Source organism: Herbaspirillum sp. 1130, assembly GCF_017833835.1.
Taxonomy (GTDB): domain Bacteria; phylum Pseudomonadota; class Gammaproteobacteria; order Burkholderiales; family Burkholderiaceae_D; genus Herbaspirillum; species Herbaspirillum huttiense.
Genome location: NZ_JAFICQ010000003.1, coordinates 1 through 21,338, shown reverse-complemented (window position 1 = coordinate 21,338; position 21,338 = coordinate 1). Strand labels below are relative to the sequence as shown.

General features: G+C 62.0%; 29 protein-coding genes and 1 pseudogene. 8 read left to right on the top strand and 22 right to left on the bottom strand.

Translation table 11 applies throughout. From position 1 onward, the window contains the following. Positions 1-96: 96 nt before the first annotated feature. Positions 97-2,271 carry a SulP family inorganic anion transporter gene (locus tag JOD78_RS13790; protein ID WP_166675531.1) on the top strand — a complete coding sequence of 725 codons (2,175 nt, stop codon included), beginning with the start codon at positions 97-99 and terminating at the stop codon, positions 2,269-2,271. On the opposite strand, the gene JOD78_RS13785 is transcribed toward JOD78_RS13790, so the two are convergent. Further along, entirely contained in the window at positions 2,265-3,179 is a 915-nt protein-coding gene (locus JOD78_RS13785; protein ID WP_121037839.1) for an alpha/beta fold hydrolase, read from the bottom strand. The genes JOD78_RS13790 and JOD78_RS13785 overlap by 7 nt on opposite strands. 176 nt (positions 3,180-3,355) lie before the next feature. On the opposite strand from JOD78_RS13785, the gene JOD78_RS13780 reads away from it, so the two are divergent. Genes JOD78_RS13780 through JOD78_RS13770 form a run of 3 tightly spaced genes read left to right on the top strand, consistent with a single transcriptional unit; the run spans position 3,356 to position 4,728 of the window. Beyond that, positions 3,356-3,817 (top strand): hypothetical protein, encoded by a 462-nt coding sequence (locus JOD78_RS13780; protein WP_039788816.1) that lies wholly within the window; start codon positions 3,356-3,358, stop codon positions 3,815-3,817. A gap of 6 nt (positions 3,818-3,823) precedes the next feature. Further along, on the top strand, positions 3,824-4,342 hold the full coding sequence (locus JOD78_RS13775; protein WP_134040124.1) for a hypothetical protein: 519 nt from the start codon (positions 3,824-3,826) through the stop codon (positions 4,340-4,342). A gap of 11 nt (positions 4,343-4,353) precedes the next feature. Next, on the top strand, positions 4,354-4,728 hold the full coding sequence (locus JOD78_RS13770; RefSeq protein WP_121037833.1) for a DUF423 domain-containing protein: 375 nt from the start codon (positions 4,354-4,356) through the stop codon (positions 4,726-4,728). A gap of 72 nt (positions 4,729-4,800) precedes the next feature. Here the strand turns inward: JOD78_RS13770 and JOD78_RS13765 are convergent, their stop codons facing one another. From JOD78_RS13765 to JOD78_RS13750, 4 genes are read right to left on the bottom strand one after another with little or no spacing between them, the layout of a single operon-like run. Then, on the bottom strand, positions 4,801-5,490 hold the full coding sequence (locus JOD78_RS13765) for a methyl-accepting chemotaxis protein (RefSeq protein WP_121037830.1): 690 nt from the start codon (positions 5,488-5,490) through the stop codon (positions 4,801-4,803). 56 nt (positions 5,491-5,546) lie between these two features. Further along, positions 5,547-6,359 (bottom strand): ABC transporter ATP-binding protein, encoded by an 813-nt coding sequence (locus JOD78_RS13760; RefSeq protein WP_121037827.1) that lies wholly within the window; start codon positions 6,357-6,359, stop codon positions 5,547-5,549. Positions 6,360-6,372: 13 nt separating this feature from the next. Next, positions 6,373-7,329, bottom strand: a complete 957-nt coding sequence (ntrB, locus tag JOD78_RS13755) for a nitrate ABC transporter permease (RefSeq protein WP_121040279.1) — start codon at positions 7,327-7,329, stop codon at positions 6,373-6,375. Between the two features lie 58 nt (positions 7,330-7,387). Next, positions 7,388-8,560, bottom strand: coding sequence for a CmpA/NrtA family ABC transporter substrate-binding protein (locus JOD78_RS13750; protein ID WP_121040277.1), 1,173 nt, complete (start codon positions 8,558-8,560; stop codon positions 7,388-7,390). 682 nt (positions 8,561-9,242) lie between these two features. Between JOD78_RS13750 and JOD78_RS13745 the strand changes: the two genes are divergently transcribed. Both JOD78_RS13745 and JOD78_RS13740 read left to right on the top strand, forming a co-directional pair. Then, positions 9,243-9,401: a DUF3309 family protein gene (locus JOD78_RS13745; RefSeq protein WP_039788823.1), complete on the top strand. Its 159-nt coding sequence runs from the start codon at positions 9,243-9,245 to the stop codon at positions 9,399-9,401. 226 nt (positions 9,402-9,627) lie between these two features. Next, positions 9,628-10,017, top strand: coding sequence for a hypothetical protein (locus JOD78_RS13740; RefSeq protein WP_209568717.1), 390 nt, complete (start codon positions 9,628-9,630; stop codon positions 10,015-10,017). 117 nt (positions 10,018-10,134) lie between these two features. Here the strand turns inward: JOD78_RS13740 and JOD78_RS13735 are convergent, their stop codons facing one another. The 14 genes from JOD78_RS13735 to JOD78_RS13670 all read right to left on the bottom strand — a co-directional run bounded on the left by JOD78_RS13735 (position 10,135) and on the right by JOD78_RS13670 (position 18,416). Then, positions 10,135-10,350, bottom strand: a complete 216-nt coding sequence (locus JOD78_RS13735) for a glycine zipper 2TM domain-containing protein (protein WP_008326509.1) — start codon at positions 10,348-10,350, stop codon at positions 10,135-10,137. A 44-nt stretch (positions 10,351-10,394) separates the two neighbouring features. Further along, entirely contained in the window at positions 10,395-10,763 is a 369-nt protein-coding gene (locus tag JOD78_RS13730) for a hypothetical protein (protein ID WP_134134591.1), read from the bottom strand. Positions 10,764-11,023: 260 nt separating this feature from the next. After that, a complete protein-coding gene (locus JOD78_RS13725) occupies positions 11,024-11,194 on the bottom strand; it encodes a CsbD family protein (protein WP_034338233.1) in 171 nt (56 codons plus the stop codon). Positions 11,195-11,483: 289 nt separating this feature from the next. Next, a complete protein-coding gene (locus tag JOD78_RS13720) occupies positions 11,484-13,517 on the bottom strand; it encodes a PAS domain-containing protein (RefSeq protein WP_209568719.1) in 2,034 nt (677 codons plus the stop codon). Beyond that, positions 13,501-13,641 carry a hypothetical protein gene (locus JOD78_RS13715; protein WP_166675041.1) on the bottom strand — a complete coding sequence of 47 codons (141 nt, stop codon included), beginning with the start codon at positions 13,639-13,641 and terminating at the stop codon, positions 13,501-13,503. Before JOD78_RS13715 ends, JOD78_RS13720 begins: the two co-directional genes overlap by 17 nt. Positions 13,642-13,680: 39 nt before the next feature. Further along, positions 13,681-14,178 carry a response regulator gene (locus JOD78_RS13710; RefSeq protein ID WP_227022578.1) on the bottom strand — a complete coding sequence of 166 codons (498 nt, stop codon included), beginning with the start codon at positions 14,176-14,178 and terminating at the stop codon, positions 13,681-13,683. Between the two features lie 82 nt (positions 14,179-14,260). Then, positions 14,261-14,890 carry a response regulator transcription factor gene (locus JOD78_RS13705; RefSeq protein ID WP_006464715.1) on the bottom strand — a complete coding sequence of 210 codons (630 nt, stop codon included), beginning with the start codon at positions 14,888-14,890 and terminating at the stop codon, positions 14,261-14,263. A gap of 345 nt (positions 14,891-15,235) precedes the next feature. Continuing rightward, positions 15,236-15,565, bottom strand: coding sequence for a BON domain-containing protein (locus tag JOD78_RS13700; RefSeq protein ID WP_209568721.1), 330 nt, complete (start codon positions 15,563-15,565; stop codon positions 15,236-15,238). Positions 15,566-15,701: 136 nt separating this feature from the next. Continuing rightward, positions 15,702-16,079: a hypothetical protein gene (locus JOD78_RS13695; RefSeq protein ID WP_034338224.1), complete on the bottom strand. Its 378-nt coding sequence runs from the start codon at positions 16,077-16,079 to the stop codon at positions 15,702-15,704. 187 nt (positions 16,080-16,266) lie between these two features. After that, positions 16,267-16,479 (bottom strand): CsbD family protein, encoded by a 213-nt coding sequence (locus JOD78_RS13690; protein ID WP_034338221.1) that lies wholly within the window; start codon positions 16,477-16,479, stop codon positions 16,267-16,269. A gap of 72 nt (positions 16,480-16,551) precedes the next feature. Beyond that, entirely contained in the window at positions 16,552-17,115 is a 564-nt protein-coding gene (locus JOD78_RS13685; RefSeq protein WP_034338218.1) for a ferritin-like domain-containing protein, read from the bottom strand. Positions 17,116-17,237: 122 nt separating this feature from the next. Continuing rightward, positions 17,238-17,552: a DUF883 family protein gene (locus JOD78_RS13680; RefSeq protein WP_034338215.1), complete on the bottom strand. Its 315-nt coding sequence runs from the start codon at positions 17,550-17,552 to the stop codon at positions 17,238-17,240. 445 nt (positions 17,553-17,997) lie between these two features. Then, positions 17,998-18,180 (bottom strand): hypothetical protein, encoded by a 183-nt coding sequence (locus JOD78_RS13675; protein WP_209568722.1) that lies wholly within the window; start codon positions 18,178-18,180, stop codon positions 17,998-18,000. A 38-nt stretch (positions 18,181-18,218) separates the two neighbouring features. Next, positions 18,219-18,416, bottom strand: coding sequence for a CsbD family protein (locus JOD78_RS13670; protein WP_034338209.1), 198 nt, complete (start codon positions 18,414-18,416; stop codon positions 18,219-18,221). A gap of 340 nt (positions 18,417-18,756) precedes the next feature. Between JOD78_RS13670 and JOD78_RS13665 the strand changes: the two genes are divergently transcribed. Then, positions 18,757-18,918 carry a hypothetical protein gene (locus JOD78_RS13665; protein WP_158601235.1) on the top strand — a complete coding sequence of 54 codons (162 nt, stop codon included), beginning with the start codon at positions 18,757-18,759 and terminating at the stop codon, positions 18,916-18,918. A gap of 78 nt (positions 18,919-18,996) precedes the next feature. Then, on the top strand, positions 18,997-19,461 hold the full coding sequence (locus tag JOD78_RS13660) for a PA2169 family four-helix-bundle protein (RefSeq protein ID WP_034338206.1): 465 nt from the start codon (positions 18,997-18,999) through the stop codon (positions 19,459-19,461). 125 nt (positions 19,462-19,586) lie between these two features. On the opposite strand, the gene JOD78_RS13655 is transcribed toward JOD78_RS13660, so the two are convergent. The 3 genes and pseudogenes from JOD78_RS13655 to JOD78_RS13645 all read right to left on the bottom strand — a co-directional run. Continuing rightward, entirely contained in the window at positions 19,587-20,312 is a 726-nt protein-coding gene (locus tag JOD78_RS13655; protein ID WP_034331852.1) for an ABC transporter ATP-binding protein, read from the bottom strand. A gap of 15 nt (positions 20,313-20,327) precedes the next feature. Then, positions 20,328-21,095: an ABC transporter ATP-binding protein gene (locus tag JOD78_RS13650; RefSeq protein ID WP_034338203.1), complete on the bottom strand. Its 768-nt coding sequence runs from the start codon at positions 21,093-21,095 to the stop codon at positions 20,328-20,330. A 15-nt stretch (positions 21,096-21,110) separates the two neighbouring features. Continuing rightward, positions 21,111-21,338 (bottom strand): annotated as a pseudogene (locus JOD78_RS13645) (ABC transporter ATP-binding protein); the annotation flags it as partial.

Here is a 21,338-nt window from a genome sequence, read left to right as displayed (position 1 = left end):
CCAGACAACAACAACGACCGGCAGCAACGACCGGTCCTTATCGATGGGGGTACAGGCATGCCGCACAAACGCGCAGCCTTCGGGGAAAGTCATCTGATGCCGCAATCCACACTGCTGGCGCGCGCACGCCACTGGCTGGGCAGCCTGCCGGCGGCTTGCGTGGTGGCGCTGGTGTCGGTGAGCTATGCGGTCAGCTATGCCGTCATGATCTTTGGCGGCAGCGGCGATGCCCTGCTGCAGGCCGGGCTGCCGCTGATGTTCGTCACCAGCGTGCTGTGCCTGCTGGTGATCTGCTTCACCAGTTCGCTGCCCTTCATGCTGGGCGGGGCGGACTCCAATTCGGTCGGCCTGCTCTCGCTGATGGTCGGCGGCATCAGCGCCACCATGCAGCGCGCCCAGCTCTCTGCGGCCGAGATCCTGGCCACGGTCACCATCGCCATCACCCTCAGCAGCCTCCTGGTCGGATTGGCGCTCATGGCGCTGGGCGCGCTGCGGCGCGGCAACCTGGTGCTGTTCGTGCCGTTCCCGGTGGTCGGCGGCTTCCTCGCCGGGACCGGCTATCTGCTCTGGAGCGGTGCCTTCACGGTGCTGACCGGACATCCCCTGGGACTGGATGTCCTGCGCACCGGCATCGACCTGCACTGGCAGGAACTGCTGCCGGTGGCCATCGTGGTGATCGGCATGCTGGGCCTGCCGGGACGCAAGTTCGATCATCCGCTGGCGCTGCCGGTCTCGCTGGCACTGGCCAGTGCGGCCTTCTATGGCGCGCTGGCGGCCAGCGGACTGTCGCTGGCGCAGGCCCGTGCGCTGGGCTGGATGTTCGCGCCGCTGAGCCTGGGCCATGTGCAGCTGCCGGTGCAGGTCTCCTGGTCGCTGGTGCACTGGGACATCCTGTGGCGCCACTATGGAGAATTGCTGGCCCTGATCGCCGTGACCACGCTCGCGATCCTGCTCAATGCCACCGGTGTGAGTCTGGCCACGCGGCGCGAAGTGGATTTCAACCGCGAACTGCGCAGTGCCGGCCTGGCCAACATGCTCAGCGGATGCTTCGGGGGCGTGGTCGGCTGCCATTCGCTCTCGCGCACCTTGCTCAATTACCGCTTCGGCTCGCGCGATCGCGTCGCCACCCTGCTGGCGGCGGTGCTGTGTCTGGTGTGCGCGCTGTTCTTCATTCCGCTGCTGGGCTATTTCCCCAAGCCGGTGCTGGCCGGGCTGTTGATCGGCCTGGGTGGCGGACTGCTCAATGAATGGCTGGTCCGCAGCCGCCGTCTGGCGCGCGGGGATTATTTCCTGATCGTGCTGATCGTGGCGGTGGTGGCCTGCTATGGCTTCGTCACCGGCGTGGCGCTGGGCGTGGTGGTGGCCTGCGTGCTGTTCGTGCTGGACTATGGCCGGGTGTCCTGCGTGAAGATGGAATTCACCGGCGCCACCCTGCACTCCAAGCTGGAGCGCGGTGCCGCCGCCCATGCGGAACTCAAGCAGCTGGGCCAGCGCGTGTTCGGCATGCGCCTCCAGGGTTTCCTGTTCTTTGGCAGCGCCAACCAGATCGTGCATCGGGTGCGCGAGCAATTGCAGTCGCCGCGCCAGTTCATCATCATCGACTTCCGCCACGTGCAGGGACTGGATGCTTCCACCTCGCAAAGCTTCGTCAAGCTGGCGCAGGTGTGCGAGCAATACAAGGTGACCCTGATCCTGACCGGCATTGCCGATCCCATCCGCCGTCCGATTGCGCGTGCCGCTTTCAGCGGCACGGCACCGCGCGAGTTTGCCGATCTCGACCTGGCCCTCGAATGGGTGGAAGACCGCCTGCTGGAACAGGCCATGCGCAATGAATCGCGCGATGCCCTGCACAGCAGCCTGGCCGAGCATTTTGATGCGCGCGAAATGGCGTCGCTCATGGCGCGCTTGGAGAAGGTGGAACTGGCCGCTGGCACGCTGCTGTTCCGCAAAGGCGATGCGGGTGATTCGATGTATTTCATTGACGAGGGAATGGTCAGCATCTCGCTGCCGCTGGAGGGCGGCGGCCGCATGCGACTGCGTTCCTTCGGCAGTGCCACCATCGTCGGCGAGATGGCGCTCTATCGCGGCCAGCGGCGCACCGCCGACGTCGTCACCGACCGCCCCACACTGGCCTGGCAACTGACGCTGGCCAGCCTGCGCCAGCTGGAGCAAGAGGACCCGGCCACGGCCTTGCGCCTGCATGCGTATGTGGTCAAGGTCATTGCCAGCCGGCTGGAATCGACCAATGAGGCGTATCGGCTGGCTTATTGAGCCGCACGCAGTGCCGGCAGGCCGAGCTTGTCGAGAAACTCGCCGACAATGGGCTCCCAGATCTCGGGGCCACGGGCAAAGAGCGTATGCCCGTTCTGGGCGAAGGGCGGCAGGAGCCGATAGTCTGCATTGCCACCGGCCTTGACGAAGGCCTCGTGCCACGCCTTGCTGTGGACCGGGGCGAAGTAGAGGTCGTTCTCGGTATAGATCCACAACATGGGCATCTTCGCGGCATGGCCAAAGCGGGCATACATCTCTTCCAGCAGCTGGGGGGCGCAGGGATTGCCGGGACGTTTTTCCGGATCGCCGCCGGAGCCGCCGGCAAAATTGATCGCGCCCACTACCCCCTCGGGATTGCGCGCGGAAGCAGCCACCGTGAGGTAGCCCCCCACCGACTGTCCCACCAACAGCACACGCTTGGCATCAACATACGGCTGCTGCCTGGCGTAATCCAGCACGGCCAGGATTTCGGTGCTGCCGGCCTCGGCCATGGGCGCGTAATCCTTGCTGGAGCAACTGCCGCTGTCCTCGGGATCGAACTGCGTCATGTAGGCGCCGTAGCCGATGCGGGTCGGCTCGAAGACGGCAAAGCCGCGCGAGACGAAGTAGCGCACCTGCCTGGTGAAGCGAAATCGCGGCGGATCCTGACGATTGGTGGGACTGCGTCCGTGACTGAGGATGACCACCGGAAAAGGCCCCGGTCCGGCCGGCTTGAACTGGGTGATGACGACCTTGCCGCTCTCTTGCCGGCCATACAGGTCCTTGACGCTGACATCGATGCTGGTGACCGATTCGTTGATGTCCAGTGCCAGCTGCTGGGCGCGTCCAGAGAAGGGAACCAGGAGCAGGCCGCACAGGCCCAGTGTCGACAGCAGCCTGCCGAAGGCGAAGAAAGAGAATTGGCGCATGGAATTTTTATGATGAGGGCCGAGCAGGCCGGAGCGCATAAGCTACCGCCAGTGCCGAGCGCCAGGCAAGCACTTTTGCAAGTCGACGGCTGGCGCCTCCAGTCACGGCGATCCTATATACTGCTGCCTTCCCCGTAGCCACCACGGGCCGCGCGTGGCGCGGTCCTGCATTGACCATGTCCGAGCAAGCCCCCGAACCGATCTTCCCCGATGACGCCGTTGCCGGTGCCGACACCATCCCCGCACCGCGCGCATGGATCGTGCTGCAGAACGTGCAGGAGGTGGAGACCTGGATCGACACCTACAACCGCGAGCTGCAGGCCGTGGTATTCCGTCACAAGATGAACACCGTCAACGCCGGCCAGGGCATCTGCTTCACGCTGGAGCTGGGCGGCGAGATCCATCTGCACACCACGCCCGAAGGCCAGATCCTGCTGGACGTGAGCGAGGAAGCCTCATGGGCGGCCCCGGTCATCAGCGCTGCCGCCAACGTGCCGGCCCCCGCAGGCAGCGTCTGGGTGCTGCCGCCGGATACGCTGACGCAACTGATACTGGGATTGTCGGGGCTGATCGCCACATCGCAGTTCGTGTTGCGGCATGAATATCGGCTGGGCAAAGGCGTACGTCCGACTTATTGAATCAAAATGAAAATACGCATACTCGTCCTGTTACTTGGATTGCCGTCGTTTCCTGCGCTGGCAGCGCCCCTGCCCCAGAGCCTCTGCAAACCGGGAGAGAAAATCATTTACAGCTGCCAGACCGCGCGCAAGAAAACGGCGTCACTATGCGCCTCGGCGGACTATCCCGACAAGCGCAGTCGCTTGCAATACCGCTTCGGGACTGCAAGCAAGATCGAAATGCAATTTCCCGATACGCCCCAGCCTGCGGAAGGACGATTCTTTCGCAGCTACACCATGTATTCGGGTGGTTACGAATCGCATGTCCGTTTCAGTACCGACAGCTACGATTATTTTTACTACGACCGGATGATTCGCACCGGTTTCAAGGGGCAGAACCTCCCCAAGGATTCCTCCGGACTGGTGGTGCGTGAACGCAGCAGCGGCAAGGAACAGCATCGCGCTTGTTATCCGGATGCCGTCGAGACGGCGGGCAAAGATGGCCTGCCGGAGACGGAACTGGAAACCCTGAATCTTCCCGACTGAAAGCAAGACCGATGAAAGAACGCACCCTGATCGCCGCTGGCGCGCTGAACATGTTCGTGGCCGTGGGCTGTGGCGCCTTCGGCGCGCACGGTTTGAAGAAAATGATTTCCGAAGAGATGCTGGCGATCTGGCATACCGCCGTGACCTACCAGGTCATGCACGCGCTGGGCATGATCGCCGTGGCGCTGCTGATGCCGCGCATGGCCGGTGCCGCGCTGCACTGGGCCGGCCGGCTGATGCTGGCGGGCATCGTCATCTTCAGCGGCAGCCTCTACCTGCTGGCCCTGACCGGCACCCGCATCCTCGGTGCCATCACGCCGTTTGGCGGTGTGGCCTTTCTCGCAGCGTGGCTGCTGGTGGCGTGGGCGGCGCTGAAGAGCCGATAAGCAGCATTAAGCAAAATTCAATGCTCTGGAAAAGAGCATTAAACGCAGATGAATGGTACCAGGAAGGCGCATTCAGGCCGCCGCGCCACTCAGCGCTTCCTTGACCAGTTCATCGATTTCACCGGTGATGTTGGAAAGCACACCAGCCACCACCGAGAATTCCCTGCCAGCCTGTCCTGATCGCGCTGCCACGATGCGGGCATTGAAGGCCACCATCTTGGCTTCGCGTGCAATGGTTTCGATGTCGGTCATGATGCCGCGCAACTGCTCGCGCATGAGGCGCGCATGCTTCTTCGACTGCGCTTCGTAGACCGCCGTGATCTCGTTCAACACGGCCAGCAGCGGCGTGGTTTCCTGCACCAGCTGTTCCAGCAGGGCCGGACCGGTCTTGAGCTTGTCCTCGATGGCATTGAGCGCACGTTGCGCCAGTTCGGCAAAACTGGTGATGCGCGCATCGCCCCGGCTGCGTCCGAAATACACCTCTTCCAGCTCCGGGCAGAATACGCCGGGCAAGTCCCCGGAGCGCTTGAGCAAGGCCGCATGGGCGCTGCGGAACAGTCCCAATGCCTCGCGCGCAGTGGCACAAGCCCCCTGCTGGCCCTGTGCTGCGAGCACCGCGTACAACACCAAGCGCTGCGACGTGAAGCGGCGGCGGCCAGAGAGATTGATCAGGGCACCAAACACTTCGCCCGAGAGCGGAACGAGTGCGGACTCCTCAGCGCCCTCAACAGGGGCCTCCTCGATGACAGCCAGGCTGCTCATGGACATCTCCTTCAATTGCATTGGACAGGTGGCCGGCAGAAGGGTCTGACGCGGGCTTACGCCGCTTCCCGCGCCGGATGCGCCTGCTTGCGATACAGGAACTCCAGCACCGCCGTGCGATAGGCACCATACTGCGCATCCTGCGCCAGCGAGACACGGTCGCGCGGACGCGGCAGCTTCACTTCCACGATCTCGCCAATGGTGGCAGCGGGACCATTGGTCATCATCACGATGCGGTCCGACAGCAGCACCGCCTCATCCACATCGTGGGTCACCATCACCACCGTCGATTCGGTCTTGGCGACGATCTTCAACAACTCATCCTGCAGGTGCGCACGGGTCAGTGCATCGAGTGCGCCGAAGGGTTCATCCATCAGCAGGACCTTGGGCTCCATCGCCAGCGCGCGGGCAATGCCGACACGCTGCTTCATGCCGCCGGAGATCTCATTGGGCCGCTTGCTCTCGGCCGCCGTCAGGCCGACCAAGGCCAGCGCGGCGCGCGTGCGGTCACGCAACTGGGTGCGATTTTCGCTGGCACCGAACACCCGCTCCACACCGAGATAGATGTTTTCATAGCAGGTCAGCCACGGCAGCAGCGAGTGGTTCTGGAACACCACTGCACGCTCCGGGGCCGGACCACCGATCTCGCGATTGGCACACAGCAGTACGCCATCACTGGGCTTGAGCAGGCCCGCAATCAGGTTCAGCAAGGTCGACTTGCCGCAGCCGGAGTGGCCGATCAAGGTGACGAACTCGCCCTTGGCCACCGTCAGGTTGATCTCGCGCAGTGCATGGAAGACGCCCTTCCTGGTGTGGAACACCATCTCCACACCGTGGATGTCGATGAACTTGCCATTGATGTTGTCCATGATCCTGCCCTCCTCAGTTGTTGACCTGCTCGTAGGTGAACGCCTTGGCCAGCGCCACCAGCAATTGTTCCAGCACCAGCCCGACCACCCCGATGACGACGATGGCGATGATGATGTGCGGCACGTTCAGGTTGTTCCATTCATCCCAGACCCAGAAGCCGATGCCGACGCCGCCGGTCAGCATCTCGGCGGCCACGATCACCAGCCAGGCCGTGCCGATGGAAAGGCGCACGCCGGTCAGCATGTAGGGCAACACCGAAGGGAACAGAATCTTGGTCAGCACCTTCCATTCGGAGAGATTGAGCACGCGCGCCACGTTCATGTAATCCTGCGGCACGCGCTGCACACCGACGGCCGTGTTGATGATCATCGGCCAGATCGAGCAGATGAAGATCGACCAGATCGCCGCCGGATTGGCCGACTTGAACACCAGCAGGCCAATGGGCAGCCAGGCCAGCGGCGAGACCGGACGCAGCAGGCTGATGATGGGGCCGAACATGCGCGAGAGGAATTCCACGCGGCCAATCGCAAAGCCCAGCGGAATGCCCACCAGCGCCGCCAGTCCGAAGCCCATGCCGACCCGCTGCAGCGAAGCCAGCACGTTCCAGCCTATGCCCTGGTCGTTGGGACTGTTGCGGTAGAAGGGATCGGAAAACATCACGCCCGCTTCCTTCAGGGTCACCCATGGCGTGGGGAAGCTGGCGGTCTTCAAGGCGATGATCTGCCAGACCAGCACCAGCAGCGCCACCCCCAGCAGGGGCGGCACCACGCGCATGAAGAGTCCGCCCGCGATGATCTTCTTGCGCAGGCTGCGCGCTTTCACGCTGCCGGCAGCGCTGGCGGCGGGTGCCACCTGCGCTTCGTTGGCGGCGGCTGCACGCACCGGCTCGCCGGCAGCAGACACGCCGGCGTGGCCGTTGCCGGCGGGCTTGGCGTTCTCACCCATGATGCTTTCTGCGACTGCACTCATCATCTTCCCCTTGCTCTAAGCACTTCACCTTGATGGACACGGCGCAGGCCGCACCCGCTTACACCTTGATCTTGAACGCCTGCGCGTAGGCCGCCGGATTCTTGCCGTCCCACACCGTGCCGTCCATCAGTTTGGAACTGCGCATGACGTCCTTGGGCAGCGGTGTCTTGGTCATCGCGGCAGCGTCCTTGTAGAGATCGATCTGGTTGACCGACTTGGCCACGGCCAGGTAATCCGGATCACTCTTCAACAGGCCCCAGCGGCGGTGCTGGGTCATGAACCACATGCCATCGGAGAGGAAGGGGAAGTTGACCTGGCCTTCGTCGTAAAACTTCATGTAGTTGGGATCGTCCCAGGTCTTGCCCAGGCCGTTCTGGTAGCGCCCGAGGATGCGCTGGTCGATCACGTCCTTGCTGGTGTTCACATAGGATTTGTCGGCGATCACCTCGGCCATCTTGTTCTTGTTGGCCAGCGAGGCATCGATCCACTTGCTGGCCTCCAGGATGGCGGCCATCATGGCGCGACAGGTGTTGGGGTACTTCTGCACGAACTCCAGCGAAGTGCCCAGCACCTTCTCGGGATGATCCTTCCAGATGTCCTGGGTGGTGATGGCGGTGATGCCCACGCCATCGACGATGGCGCGATGGCCCCAGGGCTCGCCCACGCAGAAGCCATCCATGTTGCCCACCCGCATGTTGGCCACCATCTGCGGCGGCGGGACCGTAATCACCTTGGCATCCTTCATCGGATTGATGCCGTTGGCGGCCAGCCAGTAATACAGCCACATCGCGTGGGTGCCGGTCGGAAAGGTCTGTGCGAAGGTGTATTCGCGCTTGTCGGTCTGCATCAGCTTGTAGAGCGATGCGCCATCGACTGCCCCCTTGTCAGCCAGCTTTTTGGACAAGGTGATGGCCTGGCCGTTATGGTTCAGGCCCATCAGCACCGCCATGTCCTTCTTCTGGCCGCCGATGCCCAGTTGCACGCCATAGATCAGGCCATACAGCACGTGGGCCGCATCCAGTTCGCCGTTGGTGAGCTTGTCGCGCACGCCGGCCCAGGAGGCTTCCTTGCTGGGGACGATCTTGATGCCGTACTTCTTGTCGAAACCCAGCACCGAGGCCATCACCACCGAGGCGCAATCGGTCAGGGGGATGAAGCCGATCTTGACTTCTTCCTTTTCCGGCTTGTCCGAGCCGGCCGCCCACGCACCGCCCGGGAGCATGCCCAGCATGCCGCTGCCGGCGGCCAGTACACCGCCCTGCAGAAGGGAGCGGCGCTTGCCGTCCACCCTGTCCGCTGCCTTGAGCGCGCTGTCCTGTGCATCCTGCATGCCGCTGCCGAGCGCGCCTGTCTTGCCTGCCTGACCTTTGGATTCCATAGCACCATTCCCCTTGCGTTGCGATTTGAAGAAAGCCCAAACAAAAAAAGGCGTGTTCCGACATGGATGACCCATACCGGAAGACGCCTTTGTCCTGGACGGCGCGACCGCCATTGGCCACACCTTCACGTTGCTTGCGCATTGCTGCGCTTGTGCATCAGCTTCAGCAAAGAGCGTGCCAGAACTGCGACGCACCTCGGAAAGCCGCATGGGAACTGCGTTGCGAGGGAACACGATGAGATCCTCAGCGGCAGGAGGAGGACCGCGCGGCGCGATCAAATCGGGCGGGATCCGCACTTCGGTTGTGCCTTGCACCAAGTTGGCAGCGATTTGTCAGGGTCGCAACGATGGCCTGCGCTGGCCAAGCCGGGGGCGCGGCCACCTACTCACGCTTGCCGGATTTTCCTACAGCACATTGCGATGGGCGCTGATCGTGCGGCGGACGGGCTGACCCTAAGATGACCCCAGCTTTACGAATCACCCGGCGCTTGCACCCTGGCGGGCAAGAACGAACTCAATAACAAAGGAGAAATCCATGACCCTCGGCACCATCCTGCTCATCGTCCTGATCCTGATCCTGCTCGGCGTCATCCCCGCTTGGCCGCACAGCCGCAGCTGGGGCTATGGTCCCAGCGGTATCGCTGGCACCATCGTCATCATCCTGCTGATCCTGCTGCTGCTCGGCAAGATATAAGGCGGGGCGGCAGCCGGCCTGTGCGGTCCGGCTGCCCTGGCCCCAGCCTTCAGACGCTCCCTTCCCTCCCGCAAGCCTGATACCATCCGGTGGCGGACGGGAAAACGGCACGGTCGGTGCCTGTCACCGTCCGCGCCGTTTGCTTGTGGACGCCGCCTCGCACTGCCGGGGCAAGCTCACACGCACGGCTTTCCCTGCTCCCGTACCGTGATGAGGCTGACATCAAATGAACAATAAATTCCTCGCTTCTCCCCTGCCCGCTCTCCTGGCGACCCTGAGCCTGCTTTGCGCGGCCGCCGCGCACGCTGCTGAAGAAGATGTCAGCAAGGCCGATCCCCAGCGCTGGTGCCAGGAAGACAACAGCGCCAAAGGCCGGCTGCAAAACCTGAACAAGGAAACGGCGGCCGCCTATGCCGAAGCGCTGCAGGGCTGCCGCAGCATGCGCGGGAAGGATGCTGCAGCCTGCCGGAAGCAGGCAGCCGACGCCAGGTCGCAGGATACTGCGCGGGCACAGCGCATCTTCAAGGACTACCAGGGCGGCGAACCCGCTGCGACACCCATCAAGGGCGAGCGCAAGCCGATGCACAAGCACGGCGCCAAGTCGGCGGCAAGATAAGCGGCCGCCATCCACCTCCTGAATGCAACAACGCCGCGCCAGGTCACCCTGTCGCGGCGTTGTAGTGGGCCGCTCCTCAGCGCGAGGAGCGGCGGCCGGGATCAGCCGGCCAGCGAATTACTTGCCGACCTGATTGCCGATGACGCCACCGACGGCGGCACCACCCACGGTCCCGATGGCGCTGCCACCGGTGAGGACGGCACCACCGACGGCACCGGCACCTGCGCCGATGGCGGTGTTCTTGTCTTGCTGGGTCATGCCGCTGCAGCCGGTCAGGGCGGCAAAGGCACAGATGGCTACCGAGGTCACTGCCAGTTTTTGCATGGTCTTCATGATGACTCCTTCCTCTTTGTCGAATAGGGGAATACGGCCGCCGATCAGGTCGACGGACGCATGATCACGCGCGGTGCCTTGGGCTGTTGTGCGTGATCACGATAAACCGGTGCGCTGGGCGCAGCCTTGGCCGGTTCGCGTTGCGCTGCCGGATCCTTGCCATCGGCTCGTGCGCCAAACAGCAGCACGGCGTTCTGGAGGGACTTGGAGCGCTTGCTCTCGGCCATGTCCATGTAGCGGAATTTCTTCTGCCCCAGCTTGTGCAGACGCGCTGCATCCACCGGCATGTGACGGTCCATCGTGGAAGCCGACCAGCGCGATGCGCTGTCGACGGCTTGCGGAGTTTCTGCGAAAGCGTGAGAGGCGAAAGCCGAAGCGGCTGCCAGCATGCAAATACCGACTGTTTTTTTCATGGTCGTCCCTTTCAGGGGTCCCTTCTGGCGGTGAGCAAAATTTCATGCGGCAAACCGTGAACTCTTTTGCAATTCCCGGCTCTACCAGCACCATGACCACATGGTCGCGGAAATTGCTGCATCACAAAATCAGCCGTTTCCGATATTGGTGTAGGCGTTTTCCTACACGCGCTGTGCTGCCTGCTTCAGATGTCCTTCACACCCTGCCGGCCCGTGCCGCCGGTGCCTGATCAGGTCACCGGAACACGGACATTCAGGACTTAGTCCTTGGCGGCTTCCTTGGCATCGCCATAGGTCTTCTGGACGTTGCCTTCGACCTGCTTGGCAGCACCCTTGACCTGCTGGCTGGTATTGCCGGTCAGCTCACCGGTCTTCTCCTGCACCTTGCCTGCCACTTCCTTCAAGCTGCCTTTGATCTGGTCCTTGTTCATGATGGCTCCTTTGGGTTGTTTGCCTGATGGTTACCCGGTGCCGCACTGGGCTGGCTGCCGGCTCCGCCACCCTTGCCGGCCCGACGGGCGGTGAGTGACGATGAATCCATGGTACCGATGAGCCTGTCGGGCGAACATAAGAGAGTCGTCCTTTCACGCGTAGGAAAAAACGAAAAACGGTGCAGGAAAAACGCTCCCCAAACAAACCTCACCAAAACGCAAAAAGCCGCCCTGGGGGCGGCTTTCAGAGGGTGTGACGCAATCTTGAATACCGTCGGGCGCCGGCCCGTCAAGTCTCGCTGGCAGCAAGTTCCGGACGGATCGGCAGGCTGATGCTGATGAGCGCGCCTTTGCCCGGCGTGGAGCGGATATCGACCTCGCCACCAAAGAAGGTGGCACGCTCACGCAGGCCGCGCAGACCGTAGGTCTTGTGGTTGTCGCGACGCTCTTCGGGAATGCCGACGCCATCGTCGCGCACGGTCAGCGCCACATGATCCTCATCGACATCGAGAATCACGTCGACCTTGCTGGCCTTGGCGTGCTTGGTCACGTTGTTGAGCATTTCCTGCAGCATGCGGTAGATGGCGATTTCCATCTCGTGGCCTACATCGACGTCTTCATCGGGCAGGCTGGCGTGGCAGGCGATGCCGGTGCGCTCGTGCAATTCATCGAGCTGTTCCGAGATCGCGGCCTTCAGTCCGAACAGGTCCAGGGTATTGGGACGCAGCTCGGTCTGGATGCGCCGGGTGGTGGCCACCAGCGACTTCATCAGGCCTTGCATGCGGGTCTTGCGATCGGCCCATTTTTCATCCGGCGGCAGGATCTGGTAGACCCCTTCCAGGTGCATCGACAGGGCCGTCAGCGACGCGCCCATGTTGTCATGCAACTCGCGGGCGATGGCACGCTTTTCTTCCTCGCGCACCGTTTCCAGGTGGTTGGTCAGTTCGCGCAGCAGCGCCGTACGCTCGATGACGGTCTTTTCCAGCCGGCTCTCGCGCTCGCGCAATTCATCCTCGGCCTGCTTGCGTTCGGTGATGTCGGTGCTGATGCCGATCACACCCTGCACGCTGCCATCCTTGCCGAACCACGGCACCTTGGCAGTCTGGAAGGTCACCACGCCTTCGGGCAGGTGGAGCGTCTGCTCCAGCTTCTCGGGCTTGCCTGAGGCCATGACGCGGCGATCATCGCGGTCGACGGTGTCGGCCTCTTCCTCGACCAGGAACAGTTCACGGCTCGAGCGGTACATGGTCTCTTCCCAAGTCTTGCCCAGCTTGTGCAGCGTGGCCGGGTTGGCGAAGATCATCAGGCCCTGGCGGTTCTTGACGAAGATCGGGTCGCTGGTACTTTCACTGACGGCATTGAGCAACGCACTGGTTTCGGCCAGCTTCTGGGCGTTGCGCGTGCGTTCACCGTATTCGCTGTCGAGCCGGCTGGCCGAGCCCCAGAAGATGAAGAGCACGATCACGCCGTTGATCAGCGTCAGGGTCGGCAGCACCAGCTCCGGCAGGATCCAGCCATGCGTCATGCCCCAGTTCAGCAGCAGGCTGAAGGCCAGCAGCAGGAACAGGGTCTGCGGCAGCAGATGGCGCAGCATCTGGCCACCGGGCGCCATGCGCAGGATCACCGCCATGAGCGGATGCGAGGGACGCGCCATCAGCAAGGCCGCGCCCAGCAGCGCAAACACCAGCGACGACAGCAAAGAGATGGGCAGCGGGAAATCGAGATAGATGAACTGGCTCACGTCATACAGGTAGCCCACCAGCGGAATGGCCGACAGCGCCATGAGCGTGAAAGCCAGGTATTCCGCCGGGTAGTACCCGCCCAGCAGACGCCAGTCGTGCAGCAGCAAGGCCAGCGCCATCAGCACGAAGCCCACCGACAGCAAGGGCGGAATGGCCAGTGGCGAAATCGGATGCGCACCATCCAGCGGCAACCAGCCCGGCGAGTACATGATCCCCTGCACCAGCGAGGCCACGCCCAGCACCAATAGCACTACCGCCAGGCCGACGGCCAGCTTGCGCACCGAAGGACGGCGCGCGCCGGAATGCATGCAGCGGAAATAGAGCGCCGAAGCGCCCAGGATGAACCCGCCCGCCGTCACCTCCCGCACGGCCAGCAGGCCCGAGAGCAGGCGACGATATTCTTCGCCCAGCAGGCCGGTCACCAGCACCACCACGCCCAGCAGGATCACCGCCATGGACAGGCCCATGGCCAGCGTCACCATGCTGCTGTAATGCGCGTGTGACGCGGCAAAATACTCCACCGATGCGCTGTTCTGGAGATCGGCGGAGGACGGACGAAGGCCGTCATTGTTCTTCTGCATCGTCGAAAATCCCTTGCTTTGGTGCGACCCGTGCCGCCTGCGCGCCTTCTGTGGCGGCCTGCTTGCCATGATCGGTTCTGATTGTCTGATCCATCAAGGTCGCGCCGAACTGCCCTGGCGACATGCTGGGTAGCTGCACCACATGATGCAGCAAAAAATAAACTTACATTCCGCCCGTCTGGGCCCGCCCCTGCGGCGGCGTATTGCTGCTCGATGAGGTGCGCCCGGACTTGCCCGCTCTCTTCTGTGCCAGTTCTTCCAGCAGGTCACACAGCAGCGGCAATTCTGACGACTTGTCAAAGAAGTGCTGCACCCCGCATTGCACTCCCACGCGCCGATAAGTCGGGCTCACATGATTGCTGAACACTACCTTCACTTCGCTCTGGCGACGCGTATTGGAGCGCGCCAGGGACTGCAGCAGGCTCATGCCATTGCCCTGCTTCAACTGGATGTCCAGGATCAGTACGTCATAGCTGTTCTGCTGCAGATGGCGCAAGGCCTCCAGTTCGGTTTCGGCGTAGCCCACCAGGCGCACACCGGCGATTTCCGACAGGCTCTCCACGATCAGGTCCCGCACGTCCTCCGAATCCTCCACCAGGAAGATCCGCAAGGGCGTCCCGTCGCTGTCGCGCTGGGCCCTGCTGTTGAGATTGTCATCCATGATGCGCCGTACCACTCTTCCTTGCCTGCCGCCTGGCCAGAATGGCCAGAGACGGCGACATATCCGCCGGGGGAAACCCGGCTCAGTCGATCAGATTGTTCTTGATCGCGTAATAAATGATGTCCGCGTTGTTGGTCATGCTCATCTTCTGCAGCACGCGCGAACGATAGGTACTCACGGTCTTGACCGACAGGCACAGCTCGTCGGCGATCTGCGTCACACCCTGGCCTTGACCGAGCTTGTAGAAGATCTCGTACTCACGCTGCGACAAGGTTTCATGCAACGGCTTTTCCGAATCCACCGGTTCGCTGGTGAGCAGCTCGGCCACGCCATAGCTGATGTACTTGTGCCCGCGCAGGATGGTGTTGATGGCGTTGACCAGTTCGGTCGCCAGCGCTTCCTTCTGCACATAGCCGGAGGCACCGCTGCGCAGCACCTGCACCGCATAGCGGCTCTCGGGGTGCATCGACAGCATCAGTACCGGCAATTCCGGCTTTTCTCGCTTGATCTGCTTCAGCACTTCCACGCCACTCTTGTCGGGCATGGCGATATCGAGCAACACGATATCCCAGTCCTGGGTTCGCACCAGGCGAATGGCTTCTTCCGCCGTGCTGGCCTCCCCGCCGATTTCCATCGACGGAATTTCCGAAATGAAGTGGTGCACACCTGCCCGTACGACCGCGTGGTCATCGACTACAAGTATTTTTGTCATGGCATTTTTGAGCGGTGAATTGATACTTCAGCGCCGTTGGCGCTGCTTGGACCTGTTTTATGTTTGTACTCGATTCCGGCGAGGACCCTGCACACGATTCCGTACAGCAATCTGTACACGATTCACGCGCGTCCTGCGGCCGGCATCGCTGCCTCCCTGTCCTGACAAGCCGGCTGGCCTGCCCCTGCCTGGCAGCAACGGGTTCCAACTATACCTGACAGGCCCTGACCTGTCTTCTTGCGAAACGCACCGGATCGCCCGATGCGCTTTGCAAGTGGCACGTCCACAAGCTGACAAAGCGCGGACCGGTCAACAGACCGGCCACGCGCTTGCAAGTTCCCCGCGTTATTGCTTCAGGCGCAGGTCATTACGCACCGAGACCACACCCTTGACGCCACGGGCCAGTTCGGTAGCGCGGGCAGCGGAGGTGGAGCTGGAGACGAAACCGGACAGCTGGACCACGCCCTTGTAGGTTTCGACGTTGATTTCAGCGGACTTCAGGTCCGGCTCGTTGAAGATGGCAGCCTTCACCTTGGTGGTGATGACGGCATCATCGACGTACTCGCCGGTGCCTTCCTTGCCCGGGCTGGATGCGCAGCCCACCAGGGAAACCATGAACAAGGCCAGGAAGAAACCGAGGAAACGCTTGGTCAGGGACATTTTGGTCAGCGACATGATGAAACTCCTTTGAGTTGGTTTGCGCAATCAGGTGACTGCGACAGGAACGAAATAAAGAATTTGCCTTGGATCCGCCCGGGCCCCTGGCCCGGTGCAAATCCACTGCCATTGCGCTCAATCGCGCGGGACAGGATTACTTGCCGAACTTGGCCTTGGCATTGGCCACGCACTTGTCCTTGGCGTCGCCGCTCATGGCATCGCACTTTTCCTTGGCGACGTCATAGTTGGCGTCGTTCTTGTCCTTCATGGCGTCCTTGTCGGCTTCCACGCCCTTGCGCTTGGCCTTGGCGTCAGCGATGGTGGATTCGTGAGCTGCCTTGGCTTCCTTCTCGCAGACATCCTTGTCGTTGCCCTTCAAAGGACCGCACTTCTTCTTGGCCGCCTTGTAGTCGGCATCGGCCTTGGCCTTGTCTGCCTTGTACTGGGCCGCTGCCGGATCGGCTGCGAAGACTGCGCCATGCATGCCGATAGCGGCTGCGCCGAAGATCATGGTTGCGATGATTTTTTTCATTGTGTCCTTCCTCATGGTTTGCTTGGGTTGCGGCCTGGGGCCGTATTCTTATGCAGGCCGGCATGGTGACCGGCCTGCGTCCTGCACTTGCACTCACTCACTCACTCACACTCACACACTCCAACTCCTTGCCGTACCCACGCCGGGACTGCGCGCCCGGCGGCGGTACGTCGAAAAGCAGGGGCGCTTACTGGCGCAGATCCTTGTTGCGATCTTCCCAGTCGCGAATCTGCTTTTCGGCTTCGTCCTTGCTCACGCCGTAGGCTTCCTGCACGCGGCCGGCCAGCTGGTCGCGCTTGCCGGCGATGACGTCGAGGTCGTCATCGGTCAGCTTGCCCCACTGTTCCTTGGCCTTGCCCTTGAATTGCTTCCAGTTGCCTTCAACGATGTCCCAGTTCATGTCAGTCTCCTTGCAAAGTTGCGGGAACGAATTCCCGGAATGGTCGGCTGTTCCAGTGCGTTCTGAGCGGGCTTACAGGCCCAGCAGATCGCTCATGTCGTCGGCGTGCTCTTCTTCCTGCGCCATGATCTGGATCAGCAGGTGCTTGGTGGTCGGATCGTCGTCGCCGATGCGTTCGATCATCTGGCGATAGGCTTCGATGGCCACACGCTCTTCCACCAGGTTGGCGCGAATCATGTCCTTGATGTCCTCGGACTCGTCGTATTGCGCATGGCTGCGCTCGGCAATGGTCTTGGGATTGAAATCGGGCTCGCCATTGAGTTGCACGATGCGCTCGGCAATCTGGTCGGCGTGACTTTGCTCTTCCTGTGCGTGCGCCAGGAACTCGCCCTTGATCGCTTCCACGTTCAGGCCCTTGGCGGTGTAGTAGTGGCGCTTGTAGCGCATCACGCACAGCAGCTCGGTCGCCAGGGCATCGTTCAACATCGCCACGACTTCTTCGCGGTTGCCGCGATAGCCTTCGGTGACGGCACCGTCATCGATCTTCTTGGCGGCGGCACGGATGGCGTCCTTGTCGAGGTGGAAGCTTTGCTTGCTCTTGACGTCGGTTTTCGGTGGATTCTTGGTCATGGTCATTCCTTCTCTCCGGTTTCTTGACTAATGCGCGCTTCAGCTTTCATCGCCGGCAGCGCGCCTGGCTGGATCCGGACTGGCCGCGAGGGCCACACCGGGTTCCGGGAAAATCCTCTGCGCAGTGCTCAGTAGCGGTCCGCGCTGCGGCCCACGGCCAGACCGACCAACAGGCCGATGCCGGTGCCGATGGCGATGGCACGCCACGGGTTGGACTGCACGTAATCGTCGGTGCTGGTGACGATCTGGCGACCGGTTTCAACTACTGCGGCCTGCGCATCCTGCGCGGTGTTGAGGGCCTGCTCCAGCAGATCCTGGGCGCTGGCGCGCAGATCGTCGGCCTTCTTGCCGGTGGCGTTGGCTGCCTCGGCGAACAGGTCCTGCGCCTGTTGCAGCAGGGATTGCACGTCGGTACGGGCGGTCTTGAACTTGTTGGCTTGCATGCTTGGCCTCCTTGTATGCGTTACGGTTTGATCGGGGCGACGGGGATGATCCGGCCACCCGGGGTGAGGCGTTCTCACGGTGTTGCTCACATCAGGTACTGCAGCACGATCAGCATCAGCACCGGCACACCCAGAAGCCATCCGAGCACGAGCTTGTCCATGATCTCCTCCCTTGTTCTTGGTCATGCCGGGCGGTTGCGGACTGACTCGACGCAATTTCCGGCGCCTTCGTTGATGCTGTCCTGCTGCTGTGTTGCCTTGTATTACCTGGTCTGTTACCTGTATTGCACGGTGCTGCTTTCGCGCTATCCGCTCGATGTCTGATGCGGGTTGCCGCTTGTCTCAGCGAGTCAGGTGCACGATACCGATGCCTTGTTGCGCTTTGTATCGGAGTCAGCCCGATTGGCGTGTAGGACAAAGGCCCATCAACCTGCCTTGCCGCCTGTCACCGCACGCGACGGCGGGCCGTCGGCGGCGGGCTGCCGCCCTCGTCTTCCCAACGCTGCAGGGCGATGTCGTGCTGGCGCTGGTCGCGGCGCTGCGCCTGGCGAGCCAGCATGCGCAGGCTGGCACCGACGGCCACACCGGCGATGCCGGCGGCCCACAACAATGTCTTTCCGAAACTCATCAATGCTCTCCTTCGGTTTGCGTCGCAGCGGCGTCGCCTTACAGCGAACCCGCACGCTGGCGCAGGGAGCGCTTGATCAGATCCTGCGCTTCGCCGACGGCGTGCATGATGCGACCGTCCATCTGGCGGCGCTGTGCCGCACGCTGCAGTTGCACGTTGCCCAGCACCGATCCCACGCTTTCCTGGAACTTGCCGAGGGCAAAATTGAACTGGCCGGTGATCGTCTTCTTGTTCATGATGTGGTTCCTCGTGGTCAAGGGTTCAACATGGATTGAAAGGAGCGGTGCAGGTCTTGCGTAGACATGTTCGCGATTCGCAGCAGCTTTTTTTCTGCCTGAGTCACCGTGAACATCATGGGAAAAATGATAGCGAGCGCCTACTGTTCTGCTCTATAGGACGGCGGCCGATTGTTTTGTAGGACAAAGCGGAAAGCCTTGTCAGCATTGGCGTTTCTCCGGGTCGGGTGTTGCTCACCGTAGCGTTTCAGGCAGCAAAAAGCTGGGCCGTTTCCTACATCGGCTTGCGGTCCCGTCCGATGGAAATCGATACGCCCGGATCCTAGGATGGAAGCGTGCAATGACGGTCCCGTTTCGTCCGGCAGGTGAGCAAGGGGAAAACCGGATCGTTGACCATTTACCTGAACCCGACAAGGAGAACATCATGGGCAAGTATTTCCTCGCATGGCTGTGTGGCGTCCCGGCATTTCTGCTGGTGCTGATCTATTTCTTCGTCCACTGACCGACTCACTGCCGCTTCCATTTGCATCCGCGCTGCAGCGGTGCGTGAAGAAGGCGAGCCAAAAGAAAGGAAGACAACATGACCAACGACCACCTGATTTCCACCCTGAACGACCTGATCCAGATTTCCATCGATGGCGAAAAAGGCTTCCGTGCCTGCGCCGATGATGCACAGGAACGCTATATCCCCTACAAGGAAACCTTCAGGGAACGCGCGACGGCCTGCGCCCAGGCCGCGCTGGACCTGCAGGACCTGGTGCAGCGCCTGGGCGGCGAACCGGCCAGCCACAGTACGCTGGGTGGCACGCTGCATCGCCAATGGGTGAACCTGAAAAGCGCCATCACCGGACGTGATGACGAAAGCATTCTGGACGAATGCGAACGCGGCGAGGATGCCGCCGTCAATGCCTATCGCAAGGCCTTGAGTGAAGAGCTGCCGACCGATATTCGCCTGGTCATCGAGCGCCAGTATCAGGGCGTGCTGGCCAACCATGACAAGGTGCGCAGCCTGCGCAATGAGGTGCGGGCACGCAAGGCGGCCTGATGGCAGCGATTGTTCATCCCTGCGTCATCGTGGTTGGATGACGCAAAAAAAGCGCAGCCTCGGCTGCGCTTTTTTCGTCGATACATCACAAATGATTTATATCATTTACGAATTAAACGATCGACTCAACCCTCACCCAGATAAGCCGCCTTCACCCGCGGATCATCCAGCATCTGCTGCGCCTGCCCCTCCATGGTGATCAGGCCCGACTCCATCACGTACCCGCGATGCGCCGCCTGCAGCGCCAGCTTGGCGTTCTGTTCCACCAGCAGGATGGTGATGCCCTGCGCCGACACATTGCGGATCACTTCAAAAATCTTCTCCACCATGATCGGCGACAAGCCCATCGACGGTTCATCCAGCAGCAGCAGCTTGGGATGGCTCATCAGCGCGCGCGCCATGGCCAGCATCTGCTGCTCGCCACCCGACAAAGTGCCCGCCATCTGCGCCGCACGTTCCTTCAGGCGCGGGAAGACCTCGAACCAGCGGTCAACGTCGGCCTGGATCTGGCCCTTGTCATTGCTGGTGTAGGCGCCCATCAACAGGTTTTCCTGGATGCTCATGCGCGTGAAGACGCCACGGCCTTCCGGCACCATCGCCAGCTTGTCCTTGACCAGCTCGAAGGACTTCTTGCCCTTCAACGGATTGCCCATGTAATACACGTGGCCGTCGACCTTGCTGCTGGGCAGCGTGCCGGTGATGGCTTTGAGGGTGGTGGTCTTGCCGGCGCCATTGGCACCAATCAGGGTAACCAGTTCACCGTCGTTGACTTCCAGGCTGATGCCCTTGACGGCCTTGATGCCGCCATAGGCCACGCTCAGTTGGTCGACTTTGAGAATGTTCGTTGTCATGTTCTGTGGTCTCGCTTAATGTCCTGCACCGAGGTAGGCCTCGATCACCGCCGGGTTCTTCTGCACGTCAGCCGGCACGCCTTCGGCAATCGGCTTGCCGTAGTCCAGCACCGTGATGCGGTTGCACAGGCCCATCATCAGCTTCACGTCGTGTTCGATCAGCAGGATGGTCTTGCCTTCGGCCTGGATCTTCACCAGCAGCTCGCGCAAGGCCAGTTTCTCGGTGGCGTTCATGCCGGCCGCCGGTTCGTCCAGCGCCAGCAGTTGCGGATCGGTCGCCAGGGCGCGGGCGATTTCCAGGCGGCGCTGGTCGCCATACGACAGGTGACGCGCGGTACGCTTGGCGAACTGGCCGATGCCCACGAAGTCCAGCAGCTGCTGCGATTTCGCGCGGATCGCCGCTTCTTCGTCACGTGCTGCCTTGTGGCGGAACACGGCACCGAAAACATTTTGCTTGGTGCGCACGTGGCAACCGACCATCACGTTTTCCAGCACGGTCATTTCACCGAACAGACGAATGTTCTGGAAGGTACGGGCGATGCCGGCCTTGGCCACCTCGTGCGGGGCGCTCGGCGAATAGGGCTTGCCGTCCAGTTCGAAGCTGCCGGTATCGGGTTGGTACAGGCCCGTGATGACGTTGAAGAACGTGGTCTTGCCGGCACCGTTGGGGCCGATCAGGCCATAGATCTGGCCGCGCTCGATGGTGATGCCCACGCCATTCAAGGCTTGCAGGCCGCCGAAACGCTTGCTGACGTCACGGATCTTGAGCAGTGTTTGTGTCATGTTCTGTGCTCCAGATTAAGCTTTGACTTCGCCGGTGGTACCGACTTTGGTGTGGTCCACTTCGGGACGGTCTTCATGGCGCGGCGAGGGCCACAGGCCAGCCGGACGGGTCAGCATGATGATCACCATGGCCAGGCCATAGAGCAGCTGGCGCAGCACTTCCGCATCGATCCACACCTTGCCGAAGATGGCCATCTGCAGCGGCTCCACCACGTGGCGCAACACTTCCGGCAGCGCGGCCAG